The organism is Bordetella flabilis (assembly GCF_001676725.1).
GTDB lineage: Bacteria > Pseudomonadota > Gammaproteobacteria > Burkholderiales > Burkholderiaceae_B > Bordetella_C > Bordetella_C flabilis.
Genome location: NZ_CP016172.1, coordinates 3,875,151 through 3,901,038 on the forward strand (window position 1 = coordinate 3,875,151; position 25,888 = coordinate 3,901,038).

Genomic DNA, 25,888 nt, shown 5'->3' on the forward strand with positions numbered 1-25,888 from the left:
GAGCATCCGTTCAAGAGGGGATCAGGCCGCGCGGCGGCGCGTCGGCGTAGGGGCCGGTTTGCGTGCCGCGCCGCGGCGCGGCTTGTCGGCGGATGCAGCCGCGGCCTTTGTTGCTTTTCCGCCCGTCGCCTTGCCCGCCCTGCCGCTCGACCGCTTGGCCGCGCCGGCGGTCGTGGCGCTTTTGCGGCTGGAGGCGCCGTCATCCCGCGCGCGGCGGCCCGTATGGGATGCGCCGGCTTTATCGTCGTCCTCGCCGCTGGCGCGCGCGGTGCGGTGGCCGCGCTGGTCGATGCTCTGCTTCAATAGCGCCATCAGGTCGATCACCTTGGCCGACTCGCGTGCGGGCGCCTCGCCGTCGGACTTGGTGAGCTCGTGGGTCTGCCCCGCACGCACCTTCTGCTCGATACGCTCGAACAAGTCCTCGCGATAGGTGTCGCGGTATTCCTCCGGGCGCCATTCCTGCGTCATGTCGTCCACCAGCCGCTGGGCCATTTCATATTCGCGAGTGGACGGTCCGTCCTTGCCTGTTCGCCCTTCGGGCAGCTTGAGTGCCTCGATGTCCACGATTTCGTCGGCATAGCGCATGGTATTCAATACCAGCGCATCGCCCACCGGCAGCAAGGCGGCCAGGTGTTGCTTGGTATGCAGCACCACGTTGGCGATGCCGATGCGGCCGCTATCGCGCAACACTTCGCGCAGCAGGCGGTATCCCTTGTCGCCACGCCGATCCGGCTCAAGGTAATACGGAGTGTCGAAGTAGTAGATCGGCACATCGGCAGCATCGACGAAGGACAGGATTTCCACTGTCTGGGTGGCGGCATCGTTGGCCAGGCGAAAATCGTCGTCCGTCATCAGCACATACTCGCCCTTCTCGTACTCATAGCCCTTGACGATGAAATCCTTGTCGAGGACTTTGCCGGTGTTTTTATTGATGCGCTGGTATCCCACGGGCGCCATGTCGCGCTTGTCCAGCCAGCTGAAGTCCAGCCGCCCGCTGCGGGAGCCGGGGTAGACGACCACCGGAACATGCACCAGGCCGAACGAGATGGCCCCTTTCCATACGATACGAGGCATGGCCGCTCCTTGCACACGCGCGTCAGGGCGGATAACGGAGCAAACGATATGCCTGGCAGCGGCAAGCTGCCGCCACGCTCCGGCGCGCCGGAGGCCGCCGGGGCACCGCGCCATGGAGCGGGCCGCGACGGTGCTGCTCGCGAGCCGCCGTGGCGGACCCGATCAGCGCCGCATGCCGACGCCGATCGCGACTACGCCGGCGACGATGGCGGCGATGCCCGCCCACTGCGGTATCGGAACCGACTTGGTCGTTTCGGTGGTCGCCTTGACGGGACCGACCTGGACCAGGGTGTCCTCGGACTTATAGCTGAATCCCTTGTAGACGAGCGCGACGACGCCAAGGACGATCAAGATGGCGCCGATGAAGGAGATGGGTTTCATATGGCCTCCCCGTTCCTGTTGTGGGTGTTGTCGTGACCGCTGGTTCGGGCTGCGGCGCACGATACTCCAGGAGCCCATTCGTGTCCGTGACAGAACGTGTCGCGCGACGGTAGCGCGACGGTCGTATAGAATCCCCGCTTTTGCCCGACGCTCATGTGGTTCAAGAACCTTAAGATCTACCGCCTTTCCCCGTCCTGGGCCATGCAGGGCGACCAGCTCGAAGATGCGCTTGCCAAGCATGCGTATCAGACCGGAAACAACCTGGAAATGCAAAGCCTGGGATGGATCCCGCCACGGGAGAATGGCGGCCTGGTCCATACCGTCAATGGCCAGATGCTGCTGGCGCTGCGGGCCGAAAAAAAACTGCTGCCCGCCACGGTGGTCAACCAGGTGGCCAAGGCGCGCGCGCAGGAAGTCGAAGAGCAGCAGGGTTACAAGCCCGGCCGCAAGCAGATGAAGGAAATCAAGGAGCGCGTCACCGACGAATTGCTCCCCAAGGCCTTCAGCATCTACCGGGATACCCGCGTGTGGATCGATCCGGTCAATTTATGGCTGGTCGTCGACGCCGCGGCATCGGCCAAGGCCGATGAAGTCCTGGGCCTGCTGGCCAAGACAGTGGACCCCTTCCCGCTGGAAAGCCTGTATGTCAACCAGTCTCCGGCGTCCGCCATGACGGGGTGGCTGGCAGCGGACGAAGCGCCGGCGAATTTCAGCATCGACCAGGACACCGAGTTGCGCGCCTCGGGCGAAAGCCGAGCGGCGATCCGCTACGTCAAGCACGCCATCGATGCGGACGACGTGCGCAGGCATATCCAGTCCGGCAAGCAGTGCACGCGCCTGGCCATGACGTGGGCAGACCGGATTTCCTTCGTGCTGACGGAATCGCTGGATGTAAAGCGCATCGCGCCGCTCGATGTGCTGAAGGAAAACAGCGACAACATGGCGCACAACGACGACGAAAAATTCGACGGCGACATGGCCCTGATGACCGGCGAACTCGCCAAGATGATGGCGGAACTGGTGGACGCGCTGGGCGGTGAAAAGCGGGACAGCTGAGATACCCCGGCACTGGCGCGGCATACGCAAGGGGATGTACTCGGCTCGCCGCAACCCCACGCTGCGCGCGCCGTTACCAACGGCGCGCCGCCAGGCGTTCAATCCAGGCCGTGGAACGCTGAGTCGTCTGGACCGATATGCGAGGGGTGGCGCCACGTCACATCGCGCATCGAATGCTGCACCAGCCCTTCCACGCCCAGCAAGACCGCGAAAATGGCCATGCGTATGGGGATTCCGTTATCCGTCTGCCGGAAAATCGCCAGGCGGGGATCGTGGTTCAGGTCGACACTGAGGTCATTGGCGCCCGGCCGGCTGTCGCGCGGCAGGGGATGCATCACGATCGTGTCCGGACCGCAGCAGGTATCGATGATCGCGCGGTTGATCTGGAAATCCGGGGCATAACCTTCCTGCGCTTCGTCGGCGAAGCGTTCCTTCTGCACACGCGTCGCGTAGATGACGTCGGCGCCCGGCAAGCCTTCGGCCAGCGATTGCTTTTGTTCGATCACGTTGCCGTGGCGGGCGGCCTGCTCGATGATGTAGGCGGGCATCTCCAGTCCCGGCGGTGAAATCAGGCTGAACTTCACGCCGCGGTACAAGGCCAGCAGCTTGATGAGCGAGTGCACGGTTCGCCCGTATTTCAGATCGCCGACCATCGCGATATGCGCGCCGTCCAGCAGCTTGCCCAGCCGCGAAAACTCCGTAAGGATGGTGTACAGGTCCAGCAAGGCCTGGCTCGGGTGCTCGCCAGGACCGTCCCCGCCGTTGACCACGGGGATATTGGTGGCGCGGGCGAATTCCGCCACGGAACCCTGCTCGGGGTGCCGGATGACCATGGCGTCCACATATCCGCTCATCACGCGGCTGGTGTCGTAGATCGATTCGCCCTTGGCCATGGACGAGAACGTGAACCCGGTCGTATCGCACACCGAGCCGCCCAGTCTGCAGAAGGCGGAGCCGAAGCTGACGCGCGTGCGGGTGCTGGCTTCGAAGAACAGGTTGCCCAAGACCGCGCCTTCCAGCACGCGCGACACCTTTTGCCGGCGCGCGATGGGTTGCATCATATCGGCCACCCGGAAGAGATCCTCTACCGACTCCCGCGTGAACTGATCCACCGACAGCAACTGATGCTTGCCTTCGGCGCTGATACGGTCACGCAACGGCCCGCCCTGTGTGCTCTGCGTGTACTTTTCGAGCAAGACGCCGTTCTGCACAATCTCGGTGACGAAGCGTTCCACCACTTCGGGCATCGCCCGATACTCTTGGGAGCCTTCCGGCAGCAGCCAGGTATCCAGGGCGCGCCGCTTGACGCCGATGCGGGCCGCGAAGACATCGCGGGTCAGGTTCAGGCGACGCATGGCATCGCGGAGGAAAGCTTGCTGGGAAATGGACATGGCGGCCTCGAATGTATACGCTCTGCGTATATTACGTAGGCCGCCGACCTTCGTCCAATTTTTTTTGCGTATACCCGGTCAAACAGCCGCGACCGCCAGCCGCACCTTGGGCTTGCGTATCTGCAAGGCAATGAAGGCGGCGATGATCCCCGTCGCGCCGGAAATCACGAAAGCCAGCAGGTAGTTGCCCTGCGCCTGGCGCAGGGCGCCCGCCATGAAGGCCGCGCTGGCGGCGCCGAGTTGATGTCCCGCGACGATCCAGCCGAAGACGATCGGGGCATCGCGTTCGCCGAAGCTCTGCACGGCCAGCTTGAGCGTGGGCGGCACCGTCGCGATCCAATCGAGCCCATAGAAAACCGCAAAAATCCCCAGGCTATAGATCGAAAAATCGGAAAACGGCAGAAAGACCAGTGACGCGCCGCGCAAGCCGTAATACATGAACAGCAGCTTGCGTGGGTCGTACCGGTCCGTCAGCCATCCCGACGCGGTCGTTCCGAACAGATCGAATAACCCCATCATGGCCAGCAGGCCGGCCGCCCGGACTTCCGGAATCCCCTGGTCGCTGCACAAGGCGATGAAGTGTGTGCCGATCAGTCCATTGGTGGTGAAACCGCAGATGAAGAAGGTGGCGAACAGGAACCAGAAATTGCGCGTCCCCACCGCGCGGCCCAAGGCCGAAAAGGCCGCCTTCAGCGGATTCGAGTGAATCGGCGCCGGCGTGGCATCGTGCCCCGGATCCGCGCCGTAGGGCACCAGACCGATATCCGAAGGCCGCTCCGGCATCAGCCACCAGGCCAGGGGCAATAGCGCCACGCATACGAGGGATACGGTGATCACCACGGGCCGCCATCCGCCCGCTTCGACCATCGCAGCCATCCCGGGAAGAAAAATCAGCGTACCGGTGGCCGTACTGGCGGTCAGGATGCCCATCATGAGCCCGCGATGCTTGACGAACCACCGGTTGATGACGGTGGCGCCGAACACCACCGCCACACACCCCGTACCGAGCCCCGACAGAACGCCCCACGACAGGATCAATTGCCATGGCTCCGTCATCCAGGCGCTGGCCCCTGTCGCCACCGCCATCAGCAGCAGCGCCCCAAGCAATGTACGGCGCACGCCGAAGCTCTGCATCAGCGCTGCGGCAAACGGCCCCACCAGGCCGTACAGGAAAATGCCGATCGCCGCGGAAAGAGACGTAAGGTCCCGTCCCCAACCGAAGGCCTCCTCGAGTGGCACGATAAGAACACCCGGCGCGGCCCGCTGGCCCGCCCCTACCAGGAGGGCGACAAAAGCAATGGCCACGACGACGAAGGCGTACTTCTGTCCAAAAGGCCTGGAACGGGCTATAGTCATGTTACTTACCGGTACGTGTCAGATCGCCGCATCTTACGTACCGCCCGGTAACACTGTCAAGCGGGTCCGCTATGCAACGTCCTTCTCCCGATTCGTCTTTACCGCCTGCCTCGGGCGAAGCGCGCCAGCCGCGGGCCGCCGAGCGCATACGGCGCATGGCCAAGGAATTGTTCTACCGCGACGGCATCCGTGCCGTGGGCGTCGATGAGATCGCCACGCGTGCCGGCGCGACCAAGCCCACGCTGTACCGGAGCTTCGGCTCCAAGGATGAACTGGCGGCTTCCTACCTGAAAGATTACGACACGGCTTTTTTCCGCCGCTTCGAAGACGCCATCGCTCCGTATGCCGGCGATGCGCGCGCACAGTTGGTGGCCTATTTCCGCCACGTGGCTGAACGGGTGACCGCCCCGGGATATCGTGGTTGCGCCCTGACCAATACGGCGGTCGAATATCCGCGCCATGCGGGCACCCATCCTGGACGCGCGATCGCGGAGGAGAACAAACAGCAATTGCGCGCCCGCCTGCGCGAACTCGCCGCGCAGGCGGGCGCCTCGGACGCCGAAGCGTTGGGCGATGCGCTGTTGCTGCTGCTGGAAGGCTGTTTCGTCACGTCGCAGCTATTCGGCGAGTCGGACAGCGCCCCGGCGCAGGTGGCGGCCGACGCGGCGGAAAAACTGATCGGCGCCTACTTGAGTTGAGCCGCGGATGCGGCACCCTTGCCGTATACAGCGGCTCCGGTAACGCTTTCCCCACTTCGTACGGCCGCGAGAACGTCGGCGCCCGTGCGCGCATATCGGCTGAAAGGCTGTCCTGCCGTCCCATGCGTGCGGTACGCTACATCATCCTGCGGCGCGTTTGCGCTGGCGGACGCTGCGCCCCAGCATCCGATCACGAATCCGGCCACGCTGACACAGTAGGCCAGCACGCTCAGCAGCATCGGCAGCCAATGCCCTCTGCCGGCGCGCCCCGCCGCCACTTGGCGGAAGACGGAAAAATGCGCGAGATACGAAAAGAGCAAACCCAGCGCGCATGCCGCAAGGCCGACGGCATACGCAGCGATTGGCTGCCGCAGATCGGGGGCGTCCACGTCGCCGCCGATTACACCGAGCGAAAACGCCAGCAGCATTAGCGCTGCGATACCGTTGATCCAGCCCAGGAAGCGGAAGCCGGACAAAGCATGCGTGGTCAAGGCTTGATAGGCGTTGGCGGCGCGGGGATGTTCAGTATGGTCCATGGTCGGCGGTGCGAGCTGAGGCAGACGCAAGCATAGCGGGGATTGCCCTGCGCGGGAACGCGCCTTGCGCGCCGGGTATCTCTCTAACCGACCAGGAGCGATACATGGACCAGCCATCCTCTCGTAACACGGCGAATATGGCGGGGCGCCGCACCGACGGCGGTACAGAAGGCAAGGTTTTCCCGCCGGATTCCCCGGTCGACGTCCCTAACCTGCCACAGCCGCCTCACGATGATGCGAGCGATGCTGCGCATGAAGCCGCCCAACCGGTCGCAGACCGGAAGACCGATTCCAGTTGGGCCGACAACACGCAGCCGGCTCCGGACAAAAAGAACGTCCGGACCTCCAATATCTTTTGAGGCGAACAGATTCCTCAGCGGACCCACGGTTCTGGCCGAGCGCCATCGATTTCCCAGGAGTTCTACATGTCAACAACATCCCAGCAAGCCGGCCGAGACCCCCAATCGCCCACGCAGGATCCCGAAGAGAAAGCGCGCCTCGGAACGCGCGTATTGCCCGTGCCGGACAAGGCGCCGGTCGTCGCGGGGATGCCGCGCAGCGACCGCGCCATTTCCAATCCAGGCGATCCCGGCATCATTCGTCCGGAAGATGATGTCTATGCGAATGATCCCGCGGACTTATCGGAAACCACGCCCGGGCCGGCAAAACCGCGGCCCTGAGGCGCAGCGGCGGCCGCCCGTTGCGGCGCGGCCAGCCGCAGGCCCCGGGCGCGACTGTCCGGGGCGCTTTATCGCAACCTACGATTTGTCGGTGCGGCAGACCGGCGTAGCGGTCTGGATGGATTGCTTGGCCGCCGCGATTTCCTTCGCGTCCCAGACGCCCTCGCCAAAGACGGTCACCGTCACGGTGGAATCGACCTTGCCCTTCGGCCGTGCGCGGATGATCTCCAGGCGGCGCGCCGGTTCCGGAATCTGAAACACCGCGATTTCCGCTGTGGCGGTTTTCTCGACGAGAGAGCGGCTGTCGCCGAACTTCACCCCGTAGGGATGTACGGGATCGATATGGCAGACCCTGACGAATTCCGACGCCCGCCGGATAGCGGCCTCATAGGGCGCGGCGACGTCGAACGTTTCGCTCGGGAAATTGCCACCTGGCTGGATGCCACCGGCGCACCCGCCCAGGGCCAGGAGTACGGCGACAATGAACGGACGGCATCCCGACATAAATGCTCCACGGCTCGAAAACTGAACCGCCGCATTATGCATCACGCCGGCGCCGGCCGTGGGCGACTCAGTAGCCGGCCAGCACCGTATCGACCTTGGGGGTCACTGCCAGCCAGGCATCGAGGTAGCGCTCCCGCTCCTTTGGCGTCGCCCGCCCCGCAATAATATTGGCGAACATTTCCATGACTTCGTGGTGTTCGCCCCGTTGCCCGACGCGCGGGCGTTCGGCATCCCCATACTGCTGCAACTTATGTTGGTCCATCTTCAAATACACCATCCGAATACGTCACCGCGCGGCGGGATCCCGCCGCGTCTTCAGCGTGCGGCCATCGGCCCACGGTAGGAGCCCAAAGCCATGGCACCGGGCCGCGTCATCGCGGATTTGCCATGCCGGTCTTCAATGTAATTCAATGCCTCCAGCTGCCCGCGCACGGGCTGCGGGATATCGAAACCCACCAGGGATGCGCGCGAACGCAATTCCTTCAGCCACCGGAACTGCTCCGGTGTGAGCGTCGGCTTGGTTCCAAACATTGCTCTGCCTCCAGTCGGCCAAACTAACCAACGATATAAGGCCGTGCGGACGGGGGCCGACCACGCGGGTGACCGGCGCCCGTCCGGCGCGGCGTAGGCTGCGATCAATTATTCCGATCAATTATTGCGATCTGCCGCGCCTTGAATTTTTTCTCCACCCCGCTCGATATCCTTGCCGGCACCCGATACTGTGTTGCAACCGGCCGACAAAGCAGCGATGGCGAGCAAAACGGCGAGTATGGCTTTGTTTTTCATGGATCTTTCCTTGGTTGTCAGGTTGGTTTAAACATCGACTCCACGATCGACGGCCGCAGGAAGCAAGCAGCGTGCCTGACGCTTCCTCGCGTGCCCATGCCCCTGGGCGCCCTGGGAATGGCACTTGCCCGTAAGCTGATCCTTACATCAAAGGGGATCGCCATGCCCATCGCACCCAACACCCTGAATCCGCGTTCGCCCAATTCGGCGACAATCGTCGACGACGCCCTGGAAGCGGCACAAGCGGCATCCCACCGCGAACCTGCGCCCGGCGAACCGCCCCTGCCGGAAGATCCGCCGGTACCCGGCGACCCACCCGATTCGCCCCCCTCCCCCCAGGCCGTCGCCCCGCGCGAATGAGCCCCCGCCGCACGGGCCCGCCCGTGCGGCTTGTCCGCTTGCATGAACTACACTGGCGCCTGCGGCCCGCGCCATGCGAGCCGGGTCAATGCGCCATAAGCGGCGCCGGATTGCAATCATGCTACGCATTTCAGAAGTCAAGCTGCCGCTCGACCACCCCGAGCAAGCCCTGGCCGAGGCCATCACATCCCGTCTCGACATCCGTCGCACGGACCTGCTGTCCCTGAAGACCCACCGGCGCGGCTACGACGCCCGCAAACGCGATCGCATCCTGCTCGTCTATACCGTCGATGTCGAACTCGCCGACGAGGCGTCGGTGCTGTCGCGCTTCGGAAACGATCCCCACGTCGGGCCGACGCCTGATATGCGCTACCGGTTTGTCGCCAACGCCAGCGCGGCCCCACGGGCGGCACGCCCGGTAGTGGTTGGCATGGGGCCCTGCGGCCTGTTCGCGGGGTTGATCCTGGCCCAGATGGGCTTTCGCCCGATCATTCTCGAGCGGGGCAAGGCGGTTCGCGAGCGAACCAAAGACACCTTCGGCCTTTGGCGCAAGCAGGTGCTGAATCCGGAGTCCAATGTGCAGTTTGGCGAAGGCGGCGCCGGGACGTTCTCCGACGGCAAGCTCTATAGCCAGATCAAGGATCCGCGGCACCTCGGCCGCAAGGTACTGGAAGAGTTCGTCCTAGCAGGCGCACCGGAAGAAATCCTGTACGTCAGCAAACCCCACATTGGCACCTTTCGCCTGGTCAGCATGGTGGAAAAAATGCGCGCCGATATCGAAGCGCTGGGCGGCGAGGTGCGCTTCCAAAGCCGTGTCGAGGACCTGGACCTCGATCAAGGCCGCGTCCGGGGCATTACGCTGGCAGGCGGCGAATACCTGCCCTGTACGCATCTGGTCCTGGCCATTGGCCACAGCGCGCGGGACACCTTCCAGATGCTGCACGATCGCGGCGTCTATGTGGAGGCCAAGCCCCTCTCCATCGGTTTTCGCATCGAGCATCCGCAAAGCCTGATCGACCGCGACCGTTTCGGCAAGCACGTCCGCCACCCGGTCCTGGGCGCCGCGGACTACAAGCTCGTGCACCACTGCAGCAACGGTCGCGCGGTGTACAGCTTCTGCATGTGCCCGGGCGGGACGGTTGTCGCGGCCACGTCGGAGCCGAACCGGGTGGTCACCAACGGCATGAGCCAATACTCCCGGGCGGAACGTAACGCGAACGCGGGCATCGTGGTCGGCATTACGCCGGACGACTATCCAGGCGGACCGCTCGCCGGGATCGCCTTCCAGCGGCATTGGGAGTCGCGCGCATTCGAACTGGGTGGCGGTGGCTATCGGGCGCCCGCGCAGCGGGTCGAAGACTTCCTGGCGGGAAGGCCATCCACCTCACTCGGTGTGGTGCAGCCGTCCTACACGCCCGCCGTGACGCCGACCGACCTGTCGACCGCCTTGCCGGACTATGCCATCGCGGCCATCCGTGAAGCGCTGCCCGCCTTCGACCGCAAGATCAAGGGCTATGCGATGGGGGATGCGGTATTGACCGCGGTGGAAACGCGTACATCGTCGCCCTTGCGCATCAAGCGCAAGGACGATGACTATCAAAGCGTCAATGTCACGGGGCTGTACCCTGCGGGCGAAGGGGCCGGTTATGCGGGTGGCATCTATTCCGCCGCCATCGATGGTATCGAGGTCGCGGAAGCGGTCGCCCGTGATATCGTCGAACGGCACGCGTCGCGGGCCGCGTAGGAGACTCAGGCGCCTTGCACGCGCCGGCTCAAGGCATGGACCGAGCGTTGCACGGCCTTGCACACGCGGCTCAGCCGCTTGCGCCAAAGCTGCGCCTGGGATTGGGGCAGGATGACACGCAGTTGGGTGCATTGTGCCGCACGCAACAGCACCTGCCCTCCATACGCCACGACATAAGTTTCCCCCTGCCGGACAGGGGTGCACAGGCTGAAGCTGGCTTCGCCCAATCCGTCCACCCTTTCAACCACGGCAGCATGCCCTTTGACACCGACAATAACGGCGCGTGGTGGCAGATAAACGACACGTATTTCGCCAGATGACAGCGACATTTCAAGATCCGACCTAAACGTTCTCACGATCACCTCCAGACTTGCGTCAAGGAAGTGAGCTTATGGCGGCCTCTGTTCTGCTTGCAGGCACAGGATGACGATTTGTGCATAGGCCCAGCCGACACGGAGCGTTTCTGTTACCGTCGGATTCTGGCCTAACTGTACCTGTTCTCGCCTTGCTGGCATACGCATGATTGCGCCATGGAACAACCCCTGTATCAGCGTTTGGCAGATCATTATCGACAAGCTATTTACTCTGGAGTGCTCGCACCCACCTCGCGTATGCCATCTGTGCGTACCTTGGTACGGCTGCATCAGGTCAGCATCAGCACCGCACTCCAGGCATGCCGCAGCCTGGAAGACGACGGCCTGATCGAAGCGCGGCCACGCTCTGGTTATTTCGTCCTAAAGACCCAACGCAGCAAACTGCTCCCTGTGGGAGAACCGGACACCCGACAGGTTCTGGACGCCGCCTCGTATGTCGGGATCCATGATCGTGTCTCCGATTTCATCGCGAAAAGCGCGATGCAGCCACCGCGCATCGACCTGGCCAATTCCGTTGCCCCGGCGGACGCCTACCCCGTCGATGCCCTGAAGCAGTCCACGTTGCGCGCGGTGCGCCGCCATCCGGACATGCTCGCGCTGCCGGCTCCGCACCAGGGTCACCCCTATCTGCGGGCGACACTGGCACGGCGCGCGCTGGATGCGGGCATCAACGCGACCCCGGACGACATCATCGTCACGCACGGCTGCATAGAAGCCTTGAACCTTGCGCTGCGTGCCGTGGCGGGCCCCGGCGATACCATCGCCGTCGAATCCCCCGCTTATTTCGGTCTGCTGCAAGTCATCGGAAGCCTGGGCATGCGTGCGCTGGAAATCCCCACCAGCCCTCAGCGCGGCTTGTCCATCGAGGCGCTCGACCTGGCCTTCCAGACTCATGGCGATATCAAGGCCGTCGTGGTGGTGCCCAATCTGCATAATCCCCTGGGCAGCATCATGCCGGACGAAGACAAGGCACGGCTGGTGGCGCTATGCGAGCGCCAGGCCATTCCGATGATCGAAGACGACACCTATGGCGCGCTGGCCGATTGCGACGAACCCCTGCGAGCGGCGAAGGCCTGGGACCGGGATGGAAATGTGATCTACTGCGCCTCCATGCAGAAGACCCTGGCGCCCGGTTCCCGCCTGGGGTGGATGATCGGGGGCAGGTGGAAGGCGCGGCTGGCGATGCTGAAGTTTGTCCAGAGCCGCCCGAACAGCGCCACCCCGCAGATCGCCGCGGCCGAGGTCATGCAGTCCAAAGCCTACGACCGCCATTTGATGCGGCTACGCTGTCGCCTGAAGACGCAGCGCGATGGCATGGCGCGCGCCATCGCGGAATATTTCCCGCGCGGGACGCGCTTGAGCGTGCCGCGCGGCGGCATGTTGCTTTGGGTGGAGATGCCCGAAGGACGTTCGTCGAAGGAGGTGTTCGAGACGGCGCTGGACGCCGGCATCCGCGTGGCGCCTGGCCGCATGTTCTCCAACTCGGATCGCTACGAACACTTCCTGCGCATCAGCTGCGCGCATCCCATGTGCAGCGAGGTCAACGCCGCCGTACGCGCGTTAGGCCGCATTGTGGGTGCCAAGTCTTAAGCAGGGAGCCGGCGCCATGCCTCGGCGCTAGCGCCCGCCGTGGCCCCACTCGCCCGGGAAATCCGTTTGATTGAGCAGTACCGGCAGGGGATGACTGTCCAGGAACTTGCGTTGCGCCAGGTCATGGAGCATGCGGCTGTTGCCCCGATAGGCGACGAGCAGACTTTCCTCTTCGGCGCCGGCGCCGAAGCGCGCTCTGAGCACCTCCCAGGAAACGCCCGCCTTGATCTTGCGGGCGCCGGCCGATGTTTCGAACCAGATCACATGCGCGGCACGATCATTAATGGCGTTGTTATCGTAGGTCATATCGCTCTCCGTGCAATGTCTCACTTATCGTAGCGAAGCGGCACGTTGCAGTGTGTAACGCATATGCCGTAGCGACGTTTTTGGACAACACCGTGCTTATGGATGATTTGCTTTTCTGCCGGGTGGTGATCCGGCACGCCGACTGGGGATTTCCGGAGGTATGGATGGCCAGCGGTACCAGGGCGTCCCCGGAATCATTCGAACTCCCCGCCGAGGCAGCCTGCTCGACCGTGGGTCCGGTTTTTGCTTATGCGCTGCCGTAGGACGGTTTCACAACGCCGGAACGGCACGCCGTCCACTAAACCGGAAGAAGGAGAATGACATGACGCTAGGAACTATTCTTTTGATCATTTTGATCCTGCTCCTCCTGGGTGCGCTGCCCACATGGCCCCATAGCCGGAGCTGGGGCTACTATCCCAGCGGCGGCCTGGGACTGGTCCTGATCATCGTCATTATTCTGTTGCTCACCGGGACCATATAGGGATACTCGCCGCGCGGGGCGGCGAGCGCCGGCAACCGGGAGGGTGCCGGCGCTTCTTTTGGTACCTTTGGGGGCGTTGACGGCCGTTCAGATCGCCACGCCGACGCTCATGCCGCCGCACACATACAGTACCTGGCCGGTCATGAAGCCGGCGCGTGCGTCGAGAAACATGGCGACGGCATGGGCGACTTCTTCCGGACGTCCCAGGCGGCCCGCCGGAATGCGGTCGCGGACGTTCACCATGGCGCTGCCGTCGTTCGGATTCGATAGCTCGAAAAGCTCCGTGGCAATGGGACCCGGTGCCACCGCGTTCACGGTGATGCCGGCGCTGGCCAATTCCAGCGCCCACGTACGTGTCATGCCGGCAAGCGCCGCTTTGGTGGCGCCGTACACGGTGCGCCCCGGTTTGCCGAGCGCGGCGCGGCTGCCGATGTTGACCACACGTCCTGCGCCGGCCGCGCGCATCGCAGGCAGCAATCCTTGCAAAAGAATGACGGGTGCACTCAGGTTCAAGGCCACGGTGCGTTGCAGCGACTCCAGCGAAATGGCTTCGATGGGCGCCACCTCGACCAAGCCGGCATTGTTGACGAGGCAGGTCACGCTACGCTGCGCAGCCAGCGCCTGCACCGCCTGGCGTGCGGCCTCTCCATCGCCCAGGTCCACCGAGGTAAACGTCTCGCCTGGCAGCGGGACGGCCGGCGGCCGGCGACTGAAATTGAAGACGTCGTAGCCGTCATCCACCAGCCGCGCCACGATGGCCCGGCCTATGCCGCGACTGCCGCCCGTGACGAGTACGGCGGGCCGCGTCATTGCGCCGTGATCCCACGTTCCTTCACCACGGCGCCCCACTTCTTGCGTTCATTGCGCTCGAACGCCGCGAGGTCCTCGCCGAAAAGCGTACCCGGCTCGGCCCCCATGGTGGCGAAACTCGCTGCGACCTCGGGCGCTTTCAGGCCTTCGCGCGCCGCCGCGATCAGCTTGTCCACGACCGGCCGTGGCGTGCCGCGCGGCGCGTAGATCGCGAACCATGCGGTCACGTCGAAGCCGGGCAAGCCCGACTCCGCGAAGGTCGGAAGATCCGGCACAGAAGGATTGCGGTGCGCCGATGTCACGGCGATGCCGCGTATCAGCGATCCATCCTTGATCTGCGCCAGTGCGCCGGGCAGGTTGTCGAATAGCAGATCGACTTGCCCGCCCGCCACCGCAGGCAGCGAAGCCGACGTCCCCTTGAAGGGAACATGCAGGAGACTGATACCGGCCATCGATTCGAAGTACGCGCCGGTCAGATGAACCGAAGAGCCGATGCCGGGAGAGCCGTACGATAAGCGCGTGCCCTTTGCCGCGCGAGCTGCCGCGATCACGTCCTGCAACGTGCGATAAGGCGACTTGGCGCTGACGGCGAGCACATTGGGCGTAGTGGACACCAGTGCAATGGGAACGAAGTCGCGCTCCGGATCGAAGGCCATATTGGCATACAGGAACTGATTGATGCTCTGGGTGCCAATGGTTCCCAGCCCCAAGGTGTAGCCGTCCGGCTTGCTGCGCGCGACATAGGCCATGCCGATATTGCCGCCCGCACCGGGACGGTTCTCCACGACGGCGGTGGACTTCAGGCTGGATTGCAAGGCATTGGCGATGGCGCGGCCGAAAAGATCCGCTGCGCCCCCCGGGGGGTAAGGGACGACGACGGTGATGGGATGTTCAGGGAAATCCGCGGCGTTGGCGGCGAAGGAAGCCGCCATGCAGAGCGCGGCGAAGGCGTGGCGCCATGGCGCCGCCCAGGTAAATCGAGGCATGCTTGGTCTCCGGTATGTTCCGCGTTGCGCGGAAATTTTCTTGTGGCAATGCACGCGCTGGTGAACCGAAGTACGTAGCAGGGACTCGACGTGCCCCTCCCAGGGACAGGCAGCGAGGCAGCGAGGCAGCGAGGCACCACGCGAGCGGTGTACGAACGTCCGCGCACCCCGGTAAAGTCCTTAAATACGTACTATAGTTCCAGCGGAATATAACCATAAAACGATGCCAGGAGACAACCAGCATGCCACGATGGAAACGCAGGCCCGACGGGTCGACATGGGGGGATTTCGGGCCGGACGATGAACTCGGACGCCTCAATCTTCTGACCGAAGCCAAAGTGCTGGAAGCGGTACGCGAGGTTCGCGCCGGCAAGGTGTTCTGCCTGTCCCTGCCGTTGGATCTGCCCGGCGGCAATGTGTTGAATCCACGTCGCCATCCGCCCGTGCTGTCGCCCACGCTGCGAGATGGCCAGCCCAACGTGAATTTCGCGGTGCAGCGGGAAGACGCAGGCGCCATCGATGTATTGAACGATGACCAGGTTACGCTGACGCTGCAGTACTCGACCCAATGGGATGGACTGAGCCACGTCGGGGCGTTGTTCGACACGCAGGGCGACGGCACGCAGCGGCTGGCGTACTACAACGGCCATGAGGCAGGCGTCGACATCCTGGGGGGCGACCACATGGGCGGACAGGGGGATTCCGAGCCGGCGTGCTGCGCGGCGGGCGGATCGTATGCGCGCCGCCTGGGTATCGACAACTATGCACGCAAGGGCATGCAGGGCCGCGGCGTCATGGTGGATCTTGCACGCGCCCTCGGCCTTGGCCGCACGCTGGTGGACTACGACACCTTGCGCGACGTGATGCGCCAGCAGGCCGTATCCGTCGAGGCGGGCGACATGCTGGTGCTGCGCACCGGCTTTGCCGAAGCGATCGTACGCATGGGCGGCCGCCCGGACCACGGGGCCCTGGAGCAAGCCGGCGCGGTGCTCGACGGCGCGGACCCTGCCCTGCTCCAGTGGATTACCGAATCCGGCATCGCGGCGATCTGCGCGGACAACTATGCGGTCGAAGCCTACCCTGCACGCACGTCCGGTCCCGGCCGGTCCATTCTGCCCCTGCACCATCATTGCCTTTTCAAGCTCGGCGTACCACTGGCGGAACTCTGGTACCTGAAGGACCTGGCGGAGTGGCTGCACGCGCATGCGCGCACACGCTTTCTCCTGACTGCGCCGCCGCTGCGCCTGCCCGGCGCGGTGGGCTCGCCCGTCACGCCGGTGGCCACCGTATGAGCCACATGCCGCCGCCCGCATGGCGGGATCACGATACCTTCGCGGCAAGGCTGGAGGCGTGGGCACGCGCCGAACCGCAGCGCATCGCACTGATCGACGACGACGTACCCATCACGGTATCGTCCTTGCGCGACGATGCGACCCGTCTGGCTGGCGGGCTTGCGAGCTTGGGTGTGAAACCGGGCCAACGCGTCGCCCTCTGGCTGCCCAACGGCGCGGACTGGGTCGTCTCGTTCCTCGCCTGTGCACGCATCGGCGCCCTGGTCCTCGCCGTGAATACGCGCTTTCGGGCACGGGAACTGGCCGATGTACTGGGCCGGGGCGGTGCGGACTGGTTGATCTATTGGCCGGATTTCAAAGATATTCGCTTCGATGCGATCCTGGATGACGTGCCGCTGCACATCCTGCAGCGGCTGCGCGGCGTGTTCATGGCCGGTACACAGGCGCTTCCCGCGGCGTCGCGCCAGTTATCCGGCTCCGCCGCAATCGCATCCGGGGGCAACGGCCCGCACGAAGCGGCGCTCTCTGACGTCCAGAGGGAAGGCCGCCTCGCCGGCATACCGGCTTACGGGCTGCGCGCCCTGATGCAGCACGGGCCCGCCGCGCCCGCCGCAGCCCCGAACGCCCCGGCCATCTGCTTCACCACCTCGGGCACCACCTCGTTGCCGAAGTTCGTGGTCCACGACCAGCGTACCCTGCTGCGCCATGGCGACGCGGTCGCCCGGCGCTTCGGGCACGACGCCACGGCATGCATCCTGGGCACGGCTCCGTTCTGCGGCGTCTTCGGTTTCGCCGCCCTGGCGGGCGGGCTGGCGCCCGGCGTGCCGGTCGTCTGCCAGGCGGTATTCGAAGCCCGACGCGCGGCCGATGCGGTGTCGCGGCATCGCGTCACGCACGCCTACCTGAACAATGAGGCCCTGCTGCGCATGCTGGACGCCGCGCCCGACCATGACTACGCATCTGTGCGGCTATTCGGTTTCGCGACTTTCGCGCCCGCCCTGGATACGCTGCCGGCACGGGCAGCCGTGCATGGCATCGCCCTGACCGGACTGTACGGGTCCAGCGAATTGATTGCGCTGGTGGCGGCCCAGCCGCTGGACGACGCGGCTCGACGCTTTCTGCCGGGTGGCCGCCTGATCTATCCGGAAGCCCGGGTCCGCGTGCGTGATCCCGGGACGGGGCGCGTGCTGCCACCGGGGGAGTCGGGCGAAATAGAGATCCGCAGTCCCAGCCAGATGCTGGGCTACCTGGACGATACCCACAGCAGCGCGCAGGCGCTGACGGACGACGGCTACTTCCGCACGGGCGACCTTGGCTACGCGGTCAACGACCGGCACTTCGTTTTCCAGGCTCGCCTGGGCGACACGCTACGTCTCTCGGGCTTCCTGGTGAACCCGGCTGAGATCGAGGCCTTCCTGGCCAGCCTGCCCGGCATCCACGCCTGCCAGGTCGTGGGCGCCGACCGCGATGGCAAAACCGTGGCATTCGCCTTCGTCCTGCTGGAACCCGACACAGAACCTGACCCGCAGGGATGGCGGGACGCATGCCGGCAGGCCATGGCGGGATTCAAGGTGCCCGCAGGCTTCCATGTCCTGCAGTCGTTCCCGACCGTGGAAAGCGCCAACTCGGTAAAGATACAGAAAGGCCGCCTGCGTGAACTGGCCAACGAACTGCTGCAAGCCGATCGCCCGGCTCCTTGAACCATGTCTACCGGCACGTTGTTTTCCCGCAGTCCGCAACCGCTCTACCTGCAAGCTGCGGCGATCTTTCGCAGCAAAGTGCACGAGCGCGCCTGGATACCCGGGCAGCAAATTCCTGCCCTGGACATCCTGGTGCAGACCTACGGCATCTCCCGCGCTACCGTACGGCAGGCGCTCGGCCTGCTGGAGGGCGAAGGCTTGATACGGCGCGCGCGGGGAACCGGCACTTTCGTGAACGAAAGCCTGCCCGCCACGCCCGCGTTGCTGATACCGAAAAACTGGGCGGAGACCGTCGAATTGAGCAATCGGCTGGGCACCGTCTCACTGGTGGAGTCATCGGCCGAAGTGCCATTGCCCGAGGCGCTCGGCATGCCGTGCGAAGCCGCCCGCGAAGGACACTTCCAGTATTTGCGGCGCCTGCACACGACGGAAGCGGGCCCGTTCTGCTACAGCGAGGTCTACCTCGACAGCCACATATTCCGACGGCACGCGACGCGCATCAAGAAGAGCGCCGTGGCGCCCGTACTGGACCAGTTCTACGGGGCGCGGCTCAACGAGGCGAAGCAATCCCTGCGTGTGGTCGAAGCCGGAGGCGAATCCGCCGACTGGTTGCAGATCCCGGTATCGTCGCCCGTCGCCGAGCTGCGGCGCTACGCCTGCATTGCACAGCGGGTGGTGTATTTTGCGCGGCTCGAGTTTCCCTTCCGCAACGTCCGCATGGAATTCGACCTGTTGCGGTGACGCCTGGGCGCCGATGTGCCGGGATGCCCGTCGCGAGTCAGCGATCGGCGGCGGAGGTGGCCGGCTGCTGCGCCGCCTTGAAATTGCGCTCCAGCACGGCCAGTACTTCGTTGAACACCCTGACCTGTTCAGTGGACAAACCCTGGAGTGCGCGGTCGAAGAAAGCCGCGCGGCGTGGCAGTGCTTCGGCCACCACGCGCTTGCCCGGTGCGGTGAGCATGGCGTTGATCAATCGGTTATCCTGCGGATCGATTGCGCGGCTGATCCAACCGAGGCTTTCCATGGACTGCAATTGCCGGGTGAGCGAGGCTGGATCCAGGCGGCACCGTTCCGCCAGGATCTTCTGCGACAGCGGACCCGCTTCGTGCAGCGCCAGCAGGATGCGCCAGCGCGGCAGCGCATGGCCCACGTTGGCATCGAAAGCCGCCATCATGGCGCGATAGGTCTGGCCCAGCATCTGCACCGTATGCAGGCCTTGCTGGTGCTTCGGCATCGGTCATTCTCCAGGCGCGGTGGTCGGCATCTTGGTGCGCCGGGTAAGGCGTATGGGCGGGACACGGCGCACGAACCACAGCGACAGGATGCCAATAACCAGAATGATCATCTGTCCGTCGTGGATCGCGCTGACCAGCGCGACGCGCGCCGCCTCGAGGAATACGGCGCCATCCTTGCCCATGGCCGCCACCTGCTGCAGGAAATGCGCCTGCGCCTCTGGGTTGACCAGGATCTGAGGATCGTCGAGCTCGCCGAGCCAGCGTGTCGCCTGGCTGCTCTCCAGGGACTCGCGCACGCTGCTGATATAGCTGTGGCCGACCATGGTGCCGACGACTGCCGTACCCACCATGCCGCCGACCATGCGCAGCGATTGTAGCAAGGCCGTCGCAATACCGAGATGCGCGCGCCCGGCGGTTTCCTGCGCGAAGACCGTCAGGTTGGGCATGATGAACCCTAGCCCCAGGCCCGCCGCGAGCATATAGCTCGCGATCAGCCAGCGCGGGGTATGGATATGCGTGGAGATAATGCCTGCCGTAGCCACGCACATGAGCAAAAAGCCCAGGTAAAGCATGGTGTTGGGGTTCTTGATCCGCGTCACGATGCGCCCGTTGGCGATGCTGCCGACGGTGATGAAGACCACCATGGGCGTAATCAACAGGCCGGCATCCTTGGGCGACAGGCCGAAGCCGCCTTGCAGCAATAGCGGCGCATAGAACAGCAGCGAGAACATGGTCACTCCGACCAGCAGCGCCAGCATGAACAGCGGCGCGAGGCTCGCATTGCGGAACATCTCGAAGGGGATCAGAGGTTGTTCACAGCGCTTTTCCCATACGACGAGCGCCCCGAACGCGATCAGGCTGCCCGCGGCGAGCAGCAACATCGTGCTGCTCAGGCCTTCGCGCGGCAGCAGCTCGACTACCACTTGCAGGCCCCCCAGGGCCAATGCGATCAACAACGCGCCGGGCCAGTCCAGGCGGATCTTGCCGGGGTCGCCATGGCGCAGATGAGGAAGGTGCCGGGTGACGAACCACAGGCCCAGCAAGCCTACCGGGATGTTGACATAGAAGACCGAACGCCAACCATAGTATTCGGTGAGGAAGCCGCCCAACGATGGGCCGACCGCGTTGGCGATACCGAACGCCGCGCTGAACATGACCTGCCAACGCAGGCGCACATAGGAATCGGGGAACAGGTCCGGGATACAAGCGAAGGCCGTGCCCACCAGCATGCCGCCGCCGATACCCTGCAGCGCGCGTGCCAGCACCAGGAAAGGCATGCTGGTGGCGGCGCCGCACAGCGCCGAGGCCAGCGTGAACACGACGATCGCCGAGATCACGAAAGGCTTGCGACCGTAGTAATCGCCCAGCCGTCCGAAGATGGGAACCGTGATGACCGAAGTCAGCAGGTAGGAAGTGGCCACCCATGCGTACAGGTCGAAGCCCTTCAGCTCCGCCACCACCGTGGGCAGCGCCGTGCCGACCACCGTCTGGTCGATGGCGACCAGCATGACGACGAAGCACATGCCCAGCATCGCCATGAGCGATTGGCGGAAAGGCAGGACCTGGCCGGCGGAATGCGGTGTGGCGGGAGCGCGGGGAGCCATTTTATGGACGCATCAATAATTGACCTATCAACGATTCTAGCGCAATTCGACCTGATGCGGCGCCACCGGGGTGCGGCAGCGCCTGCCTTATCGCCCTGCTGTGCGCGCGCACACCGTATCCGGAGATGGCCCCCTCACTGTCGCCGTCCGTCAGCCCGGGCAGACCGGGGTGGGGGTGTGGCACATTGATGAAGTTATCGACGCGGCATCGCCTGGGCCCCTGCCTCGGGGCCGCTTGTCATGCGGGCGGCTTCTCGTTCATCAGCCCATAGACCCACAGGCGCATGCTGTCCCAGCCGCGCCCCAGCACGCCAGCCTGCGCGACAGGCTGCAGGGCGACCACGGGATAACTGACGATGGAGTGGCCGTCCACCTGCATATCGGCCGTGCCGACCTGGGTGTCCGCCGCCAGTGGCGCGACCAGCGGCCCTTGCCGCGTGATCACCTTCTGCAGGCGCGGTACCCAGGCGCGAGGAATGGTGGCATAGATATCGCGGTCGAAACCGACCTGGACCTGGGACTGCTCGCCCTTCCAGACCGTGGCGGTGCCCACGGTATCCCCCTTGGCGTACAGCTTCACGGTCTCGTAGTTCTGGAAACCCCAATTCAGCAGCATGCCGGTGGCGGCGGTGCGCGCCTTGTCCGAGGACGTGCCCATGACGACCGCGATCAGGCGGCGCTGCCCTGCGGCGCCCGGACGCAAGGCCGAAGCGATCATGCAATAACCCGCCGCCTCGGTATGGCCTGTCTTTCCGCCGTCCACCGTCGGGTCGATCCACAACAGGCGGTTGCGGTTCGGCTGCGTGATGTTGTTGAAGCGAAACTGCTTGACGTGGTCATACCGCACATACAGGTCAGGAAAATCGCGGATCAGCCGGGCGCTCAAGGCGGCAAGGTCGCGTGCCGTCGAATAGGTCTGCGGATCGGGCAGGCCATGCGGGCTGGCGAAGTGCGTGGACTTCAGTCCCATGCGCGCCGCGGTTTCGTTCATGCGCTGGACGAAGGCGTCTTCGGAGCCGGCGGTGGCCTCGGCCAACGCCACCGCGGCATCGTTGCCCGATTGGATCAACAGCCCGGACAGCAGGTCGTCGATGCTGACGTGCTGGCCAGGCTCGATGAACATCTTCGAACTCCCCGGCGCCACTTTCCAGGCATGCACCGAAACGGTCACCGTTTGATCCAGCTGCAGGGTCTTGTTCTTCAAGGCCTGGAAGACCAGGTAGGCCGTCATGATCTTGGTCAGCGACGCCGGCTCCACGCGTTCGTCGGCGTTCTGCGAGGCAATGACCTGGCCGCTGGTCGCATCCAGCAACAGCCAGGATTTGGCATCGAGCCCAGGCGCCTGCGGCGACGGCGGCAAGGCCGCGGACGGGGCCGTGCCGGCCTGTGGGACGACCGGGGGCTGCGGCGCGGCCGACGGCGCGGCGGCCAACGCCGCGCCCACTGCGCAGGCTCCGATCAAGGCGAGCGACACAGCGACTGTCTTCTTGTACATAGCTTCCACGTTATTGACGCGGCGGATCCGCGGGACGGAGCTTAGTCCGTGCCAGGTCGCCAAGGTTCATTCGCAAACAAAACGCCTGTCCGATGCCGCCTGCACCATGCGGCCGATGAAGGCCCGCGGCGCTCGTGCGTGTGCCTTAGTACGTCGATCTGATACCCGGCACCGATGAGTCTGCATAGACTCCAGATGGATACCTGATGCGACGTATGTATTGCACCGGATGCGTGGGCGCAATCTTAAACCCTGTCGCGAACCTGTACTTCGGGAGGACATGATGGCGGCAATCTGGGAAATATCGATGGTGGAGGATGGCGCCACCTTCTGGCTGGAGACCGGCCACCGATACATCGCGTGCCGCTGTACCGGCGATGTCCTGCGTCGCGTGGAACGCAGCACCGGACTGAGCGGGGCCGCCGCCTTGCGGGCGGCGGAATACGAACTGGTGGAAGAAGCGAATCGCCGCCTCGCCGAGCACGAGGCCCCGCCCTTGCGGCTTGGCTACCACGCGTGAGATTCAGCTGCTTATCAGCGCCGCCGCGACCGAAGCCTAGCCGGCCACGCAGGCCGGCACTAGCAGTTGCCTTTCTTGGCCTGTCCGGGTGGGCAGAACCCGCCTCCGCCGCCTCCGCCATGGGGGTCGACCACTACCGCGCCGCTGGGTGTGTAAACCGCACAGGCCGACAGCAAAGTGGCCGCCGCGAGCATCGCCAATAGAACTTTCATCCCTCTCTCCGACAGTAAATGTGGCGGAATTGTAGAAAGGTCCGGCGATCAAGGGGCAGCATGTTGTAACCAGACTCGATGCCGACGCACTGGAGCCGCAATTGCCGCATGGATGGCGCATGCGGCCTGTGCCCCAGGGCAGGTCAGGCCATGTCAAGGGCACCGCAACGCTTGGCTTGCCTTCTGTCCACGCGCCAACGCGCGGACCCTCATCAGAACTCGGGCAAGTCCTCGACGCCCTTGAGTTCCGGATCTCCCGATGACACGGACTCCAGGTCTTCCGTTCCGTCGTCATACACCCGCACCCGGGCTTCCTTGCCGACGACGGCCACACCATCGACATCGAACGACGTGACGACGCTGTCGCCGCCGTGTATGGCCTTCAGGGCGGCGGTGACCGGCGCTTCGTGCGGGCGGGACTTCCAACCGGGAATGGCTGGGTCGGCCTCGCCCATCCGGAGATGGGTGATACGCCCGGAAGTCTTGTCCCGGCGAGCGGCAATGATGACGTACACGGCCATGGGTCTGCTCCTGCGACGGTGGAACTGCGCCCCGGCGAACGACAGCTATGCGGCCCGTCGCGCGCCGGGATCTGAACTCCGCCGGGCTGCAATCCGCGTGCCAGGCCGTCCGGCGTCAGGCCCTGCCGCCTGCCAGCACGCGGCGTCCGAACAGGACCGCAACGCCCAGGAAAACCGCGAGTCCCAGCCAGGAAGCAGCCGTGGCAAAGCCTGCCCCGACCAGCGCCAGCGGCGCCTCGCTGCCGCTGGCGCCGATGATCACCGCCATCAATACGCCTACCAGGCTCTCGCCCACGATGAGGCCCGAGGCAATCAACACGCCGCGCCGCTCGGCCGCGGCCGCATCGTCACCGTGGATCCAGCCCGCTGCCTGCCGCCGCTGCAGCGCGCGGCCCACCAGCCACGCCAGCACCGCGCCGATGACAATGGGCGCGCTGACGGTAGGCGGGAGGTAGATGCCGATGCCCACCGCGAGTACCGGCATGCGCGCAATGCGGCATGTGCGCTTGAGGACCTGGTCGACCAGGATCAGCGCCACGCCCACGGCCACGCCCACGAGGATCATGGACCAGTTCAACTGATGCGTGAAGATGCCCCGCACGATCGCCAGCATCAGCGTTGCCTGCGGCGCCGACAGCGCCTGGGACGCATCCATGCCGGCACGCGGCATGGCGTCGGCGAAGCCATAGGCGTTGTAAAGGAGCTCCAGGACGGGAGAAATCACCACGGCGCCCGCCACGCAGCCAATCAGCAGCGCCACCTGCTGGCGCCACGGCGTCGCGCCGACCAGCCAGCCGGTCTTCAAGTCCTGAAGATTGTCGTTCGAGATCGAGGCCACGGCGACCACGGCCGATGTGGTGAAGATGGCGAGCGCGATGGCGAGCTTGCTGCCGCCCTCCGTAGCCAGGAGGCCATCACCGTTGCCGATGGCCAGGATCAGCAGGGACACCAGGACGATGGCAACGATCCCCACCCCGGAGATCGGGCTCGTGGACGATCCGACCAGGCCGGCCATATAGCCGCATGCCGCGGCAACGAGCAGGCCGAATACGAACGCGAACAGCACGGCATACGCGACCAACGTCCAGCTTGTCCCCGCGGCGATGGACGTGCCGGACAGGAACGCGCGGAATGTCACCACAAGGATAGCCACCATTACAAGGCTGACGACGGCGATCCAGAAGCCAGGCATATCGCGCTCGGTGCGCGGTATGTCACCGCCTGCGTTGCGGTTGGCGCCGCCCATGGCGGAGAAGGTAACCTTCAGGCCGCGCGCCATGGGCGCCGCCAGCGTGGCCAGCGTCCATATCGCACCCACGCCGATCACCCCGGCGCCGATGAAGCGCACTTGCGAGGACCACAGGCTGGTGGCGTAGCTTGCCGCCGACGCACCTGCCGGCATGGGATGCACGGTGGTCAACACGGGCACCGCCACGCCCCATGCGATGATCAGGCCGGTCAGCATGGCAAGGCCGGCCACGATGCCGATCAGATACCCCGCGCCGAGCAGCGCCAGGGAAAAGCCCATGGGGATGCGGAAGATCGCGGCGCCCGCCGAGAGCCAGATGCTGACACCATCACCCAGCACCCGCAGGCCGCTGCTGGCGAAGCTGACCGCGGCGGCCACCAGGCCGCCGGCGGCGATCTCCGCCATCCCGGTCCCGCCCCGCCCGGATGACTCCGATGCGGCGGTGCCGACACGAAGGATCTCCGCGGCTGCCACCCCTTCGGGATACGGCAGGTCGCTCTGCACCACCATCACGCGGCGCAGCGGGATGGTGAACATGACGCCCAGCATGCCGCCCGCCGCGCATACGGCCAGCGTCAGCCAGAATGGGAAGCCTTGCCAGTGCCCCATCATGACCAGGGCCGGAAGAATGAAAATCACGGACGACAAGGTGCCGGCGGCCGAAGCCTGGGTCTGCACCATGTTGTTTTCCAGGATGTTGGCATCCCGGAACAGACGCAGCACCGACATCGAAATGACCGCGGCCGGAATGGCCGAGGAGAAGGTCAAGCCTACCTTCAAACCCAGATAGACGTTGGAGGCCGTGAATATCACGGTGATGAGCGCCCCGAGGATGATGCCGCGCAACGTAAGCTCGGGCAGTGCGAGATGGTCGGGGATGCGTGTGTCGACTGTCATGGTGAAGGGGCTGCGATTCCGGGATCGGCGAAACCGCGCATTTTAGCCCC

Annotated in this window: 31 protein-coding genes; 12 read left to right on the forward strand and 19 right to left on the reverse strand. The window is 64.9% G+C overall.

The window, feature by feature from the left end; translation table 11 throughout:
• Positions 1-21 precede the first annotated feature (21 nt).
• Both ku and BAU07_RS17055 read right to left on the reverse strand, forming a co-directional pair.
• Positions 22-1,074, reverse strand: coding sequence for a non-homologous end joining protein Ku (gene ku, locus BAU07_RS17050; RefSeq protein ID WP_066659879.1), 1,053 nt, complete (start codon positions 1,072-1,074; stop codon positions 22-24).
• A gap of 162 nt (positions 1,075-1,236) precedes the next feature.
• The gene (locus BAU07_RS17055) at positions 1,237-1,455 is read right to left on the reverse strand and encodes a hypothetical protein (RefSeq protein ID WP_066659884.1); all 219 of its coding nucleotides are present in this window, start codon (positions 1,453-1,455) and stop codon (positions 1,237-1,239) included.
• A 153-nt stretch (positions 1,456-1,608) separates the two neighbouring features.
• On the opposite strand from BAU07_RS17055, the gene BAU07_RS17060 reads away from it, so the two are divergent.
• Positions 1,609-2,511, forward strand: a complete 903-nt coding sequence (locus tag BAU07_RS17060; RefSeq protein WP_066659886.1) for a recombination-associated protein RdgC — start codon at positions 1,609-1,611, stop codon at positions 2,509-2,511.
• Positions 2,512-2,609: 98 nt separating this feature from the next.
• Here BAU07_RS17060 and BAU07_RS17065 read toward each other — a convergent pair whose 3' ends face one another.
• Both BAU07_RS17065 and BAU07_RS17070 read right to left on the reverse strand, forming a co-directional pair.
• Entirely contained in the window at positions 2,610-3,902 is a 1,293-nt protein-coding gene (locus BAU07_RS17065; protein WP_066659893.1) for an aspartate carbamoyltransferase, read from the reverse strand.
• A 78-nt stretch (positions 3,903-3,980) separates the two neighbouring features.
• The gene (locus BAU07_RS17070) at positions 3,981-5,258 is read right to left on the reverse strand and encodes an MFS transporter (RefSeq protein WP_066659896.1); all 1,278 of its coding nucleotides are present in this window, start codon (positions 5,256-5,258) and stop codon (positions 3,981-3,983) included.
• 71 nt (positions 5,259-5,329) lie between these two features.
• On the opposite strand from BAU07_RS17070, the gene BAU07_RS17075 reads away from it, so the two are divergent.
• The gene (locus BAU07_RS17075; protein ID WP_066659899.1) at positions 5,330-5,956 is read left to right on the forward strand and encodes a TetR/AcrR family transcriptional regulator; all 627 of its coding nucleotides are present in this window, start codon (positions 5,330-5,332) and stop codon (positions 5,954-5,956) included.
• On the opposite strand, the gene BAU07_RS17080 is transcribed toward BAU07_RS17075, so the two are convergent.
• On the reverse strand, positions 5,944-6,492 hold the full coding sequence (locus BAU07_RS17080; RefSeq protein WP_066659902.1) for a hypothetical protein: 549 nt from the start codon (positions 6,490-6,492) through the stop codon (positions 5,944-5,946). The two genes, BAU07_RS17075 and BAU07_RS17080, sit on opposite strands and share 13 nt — an antisense overlap.
• A 104-nt stretch (positions 6,493-6,596) precedes the next feature.
• On the opposite strand from BAU07_RS17080, the gene BAU07_RS17085 reads away from it, so the two are divergent.
• Positions 6,597-6,851, forward strand: a complete 255-nt coding sequence (locus BAU07_RS17085; protein WP_084025838.1) for a hypothetical protein — start codon at positions 6,597-6,599, stop codon at positions 6,849-6,851.
• Positions 6,852-6,917: 66 nt separating this feature from the next.
• Positions 6,918-7,172, forward strand: coding sequence for a hypothetical protein (locus tag BAU07_RS17090; protein ID WP_066659904.1), 255 nt, complete (start codon positions 6,918-6,920; stop codon positions 7,170-7,172).
• A gap of 78 nt (positions 7,173-7,250) precedes the next feature.
• Here BAU07_RS17090 and BAU07_RS17095 read toward each other — a convergent pair whose 3' ends face one another.
• The 4 genes from BAU07_RS17095 to BAU07_RS17110 all read right to left on the reverse strand — a co-directional run bounded on the left by BAU07_RS17095 (position 7,251) and on the right by BAU07_RS17110 (position 8,462).
• Positions 7,251-7,718: a BPTD_2524 family lipoprotein gene (locus tag BAU07_RS17095; protein ID WP_232338353.1), complete on the reverse strand. Its 468-nt coding sequence runs from the start codon at positions 7,716-7,718 to the stop codon at positions 7,251-7,253.
• Between the two features lie 25 nt (positions 7,719-7,743).
• Complete coding sequence (locus tag BAU07_RS17100; protein ID WP_157122284.1) at positions 7,744-7,938, reverse strand: hypothetical protein; 195 nt, start codon at positions 7,936-7,938, stop codon at positions 7,744-7,746.
• 53 nt (positions 7,939-7,991) lie between these two features.
• Positions 7,992-8,207, reverse strand: a complete 216-nt coding sequence (locus BAU07_RS17105; RefSeq protein ID WP_066659916.1) for a hypothetical protein — start codon at positions 8,205-8,207, stop codon at positions 7,992-7,994.
• Between the two features lie 117 nt (positions 8,208-8,324).
• On the reverse strand, positions 8,325-8,462 hold the full coding sequence (locus BAU07_RS17110) for an entericidin A/B family lipoprotein (RefSeq protein ID WP_066659922.1): 138 nt from the start codon (positions 8,460-8,462) through the stop codon (positions 8,325-8,327).
• A 162-nt stretch (positions 8,463-8,624) separates the two neighbouring features.
• Between BAU07_RS17110 and BAU07_RS17115 the strand changes: the two genes are divergently transcribed.
• Both BAU07_RS17115 and BAU07_RS17120 read left to right on the forward strand, forming a co-directional pair.
• Positions 8,625-8,822, forward strand: coding sequence for a hypothetical protein (locus tag BAU07_RS17115; RefSeq protein ID WP_157122286.1), 198 nt, complete (start codon positions 8,625-8,627; stop codon positions 8,820-8,822).
• Positions 8,823-8,940: 118 nt separating this feature from the next.
• Positions 8,941-10,566, forward strand: a complete 1,626-nt coding sequence (locus BAU07_RS17120) for an NAD(P)/FAD-dependent oxidoreductase (protein ID WP_066659926.1) — start codon at positions 8,941-8,943, stop codon at positions 10,564-10,566.
• Between the two features lie 5 nt (positions 10,567-10,571).
• On the opposite strand, the gene BAU07_RS17125 is transcribed toward BAU07_RS17120, so the two are convergent.
• Positions 10,572-10,895, reverse strand: coding sequence for a hypothetical protein (locus BAU07_RS17125; RefSeq protein WP_066659929.1), 324 nt, complete (start codon positions 10,893-10,895; stop codon positions 10,572-10,574).
• Between the two features lie 201 nt (positions 10,896-11,096).
• On the opposite strand from BAU07_RS17125, the gene BAU07_RS17130 reads away from it, so the two are divergent.
• Entirely contained in the window at positions 11,097-12,530 is a 1,434-nt protein-coding gene (locus tag BAU07_RS17130) for an aminotransferase-like domain-containing protein (RefSeq protein WP_066659934.1), read from the forward strand.
• Positions 12,531-12,557: 27 nt separating this feature from the next.
• On the opposite strand, the gene BAU07_RS17135 is transcribed toward BAU07_RS17130, so the two are convergent.
• The gene (locus tag BAU07_RS17135; protein ID WP_066659937.1) at positions 12,558-12,836 is read right to left on the reverse strand and encodes a DUF1488 family protein; all 279 of its coding nucleotides are present in this window, start codon (positions 12,834-12,836) and stop codon (positions 12,558-12,560) included.
• Between the two features lie 322 nt (positions 12,837-13,158).
• Between BAU07_RS17135 and BAU07_RS17140 the strand changes: the two genes are divergently transcribed.
• A complete protein-coding gene (locus tag BAU07_RS17140) occupies positions 13,159-13,317 on the forward strand; it encodes a DUF3309 family protein (RefSeq protein ID WP_066659940.1) in 159 nt (52 codons plus the stop codon).
• Positions 13,318-13,404: 87 nt separating this feature from the next.
• On the opposite strand, the gene BAU07_RS17145 is transcribed toward BAU07_RS17140, so the two are convergent.
• Both BAU07_RS17145 and BAU07_RS17150 read right to left on the reverse strand, forming a co-directional pair.
• On the reverse strand, positions 13,405-14,127 hold the full coding sequence (locus BAU07_RS17145) for an SDR family oxidoreductase (protein WP_066659943.1): 723 nt from the start codon (positions 14,125-14,127) through the stop codon (positions 13,405-13,407).
• Positions 14,124-15,059: a Bug family tripartite tricarboxylate transporter substrate binding protein gene (locus BAU07_RS17150; protein WP_066665512.1), complete on the reverse strand. Its 936-nt coding sequence runs from the start codon at positions 15,057-15,059 to the stop codon at positions 14,124-14,126. The genes BAU07_RS17145 and BAU07_RS17150 overlap by 4 nt, the downstream gene beginning before the upstream one ends.
• A 296-nt stretch (positions 15,060-15,355) precedes the next feature.
• On the opposite strand from BAU07_RS17150, the gene BAU07_RS17155 reads away from it, so the two are divergent.
• The 3 genes from BAU07_RS17155 to BAU07_RS17165 are packed head-to-tail and all read left to right on the forward strand — an operon-like array spanning position 15,356 to position 18,846.
• The gene (locus BAU07_RS17155; protein ID WP_066659946.1) at positions 15,356-16,405 is read left to right on the forward strand and encodes a cyclase family protein; all 1,050 of its coding nucleotides are present in this window, start codon (positions 15,356-15,358) and stop codon (positions 16,403-16,405) included.
• Positions 16,402-18,105: an AMP-binding protein gene (locus BAU07_RS17160; RefSeq protein WP_232338151.1), complete on the forward strand. Its 1,704-nt coding sequence runs from the start codon at positions 16,402-16,404 to the stop codon at positions 18,103-18,105. The genes BAU07_RS17155 and BAU07_RS17160 overlap by 4 nt, the downstream gene beginning before the upstream one ends.
• 3 nt (positions 18,106-18,108) lie before the next feature.
• A complete protein-coding gene (locus BAU07_RS17165; RefSeq protein ID WP_066659953.1) occupies positions 18,109-18,846 on the forward strand; it encodes a GntR family transcriptional regulator in 738 nt (245 codons plus the stop codon).
• A 37-nt stretch (positions 18,847-18,883) separates the two neighbouring features.
• On the opposite strand, the gene BAU07_RS17170 is transcribed toward BAU07_RS17165, so the two are convergent.
• The 3 genes from BAU07_RS17170 to BAU07_RS17180 all read right to left on the reverse strand — a co-directional run bounded on the left by BAU07_RS17170 (position 18,884) and on the right by BAU07_RS17180 (position 22,439).
• Positions 18,884-19,339, reverse strand: coding sequence for a MarR family winged helix-turn-helix transcriptional regulator (locus BAU07_RS17170; protein ID WP_066659956.1), 456 nt, complete (start codon positions 19,337-19,339; stop codon positions 18,884-18,886).
• A gap of 3 nt (positions 19,340-19,342) precedes the next feature.
• Positions 19,343-20,944, reverse strand: a complete 1,602-nt coding sequence (locus tag BAU07_RS17175) for an MDR family MFS transporter (protein ID WP_066659959.1) — start codon at positions 20,942-20,944, stop codon at positions 19,343-19,345.
• 238 nt (positions 20,945-21,182) lie between these two features.
• Complete coding sequence (locus tag BAU07_RS17180) at positions 21,183-22,439, reverse strand: D-alanyl-D-alanine carboxypeptidase family protein (protein ID WP_084025839.1); 1,257 nt, start codon at positions 22,437-22,439, stop codon at positions 21,183-21,185.
• A 280-nt stretch (positions 22,440-22,719) separates the two neighbouring features.
• Between BAU07_RS17180 and BAU07_RS17185 the strand changes: the two genes are divergently transcribed.
• Positions 22,720-22,959, forward strand: coding sequence for a hypothetical protein (locus BAU07_RS17185; RefSeq protein WP_157122291.1), 240 nt, complete (start codon positions 22,720-22,722; stop codon positions 22,957-22,959).
• A gap of 59 nt (positions 22,960-23,018) precedes the next feature.
• On the opposite strand, the gene BAU07_RS27195 is transcribed toward BAU07_RS17185, so the two are convergent.
• The 3 genes from BAU07_RS27195 to BAU07_RS17195 form a co-directional block, all read right to left on the reverse strand.
• On the reverse strand, positions 23,019-23,171 hold the full coding sequence (locus BAU07_RS27195) for a hypothetical protein (RefSeq protein ID WP_157122293.1): 153 nt from the start codon (positions 23,169-23,171) through the stop codon (positions 23,019-23,021).
• Positions 23,172-23,383: 212 nt separating this feature from the next.
• Positions 23,384-23,692 (reverse strand): hypothetical protein, encoded by a 309-nt coding sequence (locus tag BAU07_RS17190; RefSeq protein ID WP_066659961.1) that lies wholly within the window; start codon positions 23,690-23,692, stop codon positions 23,384-23,386.
• Positions 23,693-23,807: 115 nt separating this feature from the next.
• Positions 23,808-25,838 (reverse strand): OPT family oligopeptide transporter, encoded by a 2,031-nt coding sequence (locus tag BAU07_RS17195; RefSeq protein WP_066659969.1) that lies wholly within the window; start codon positions 25,836-25,838, stop codon positions 23,808-23,810.
• Positions 25,839-25,888 lie beyond the last annotated feature (50 nt).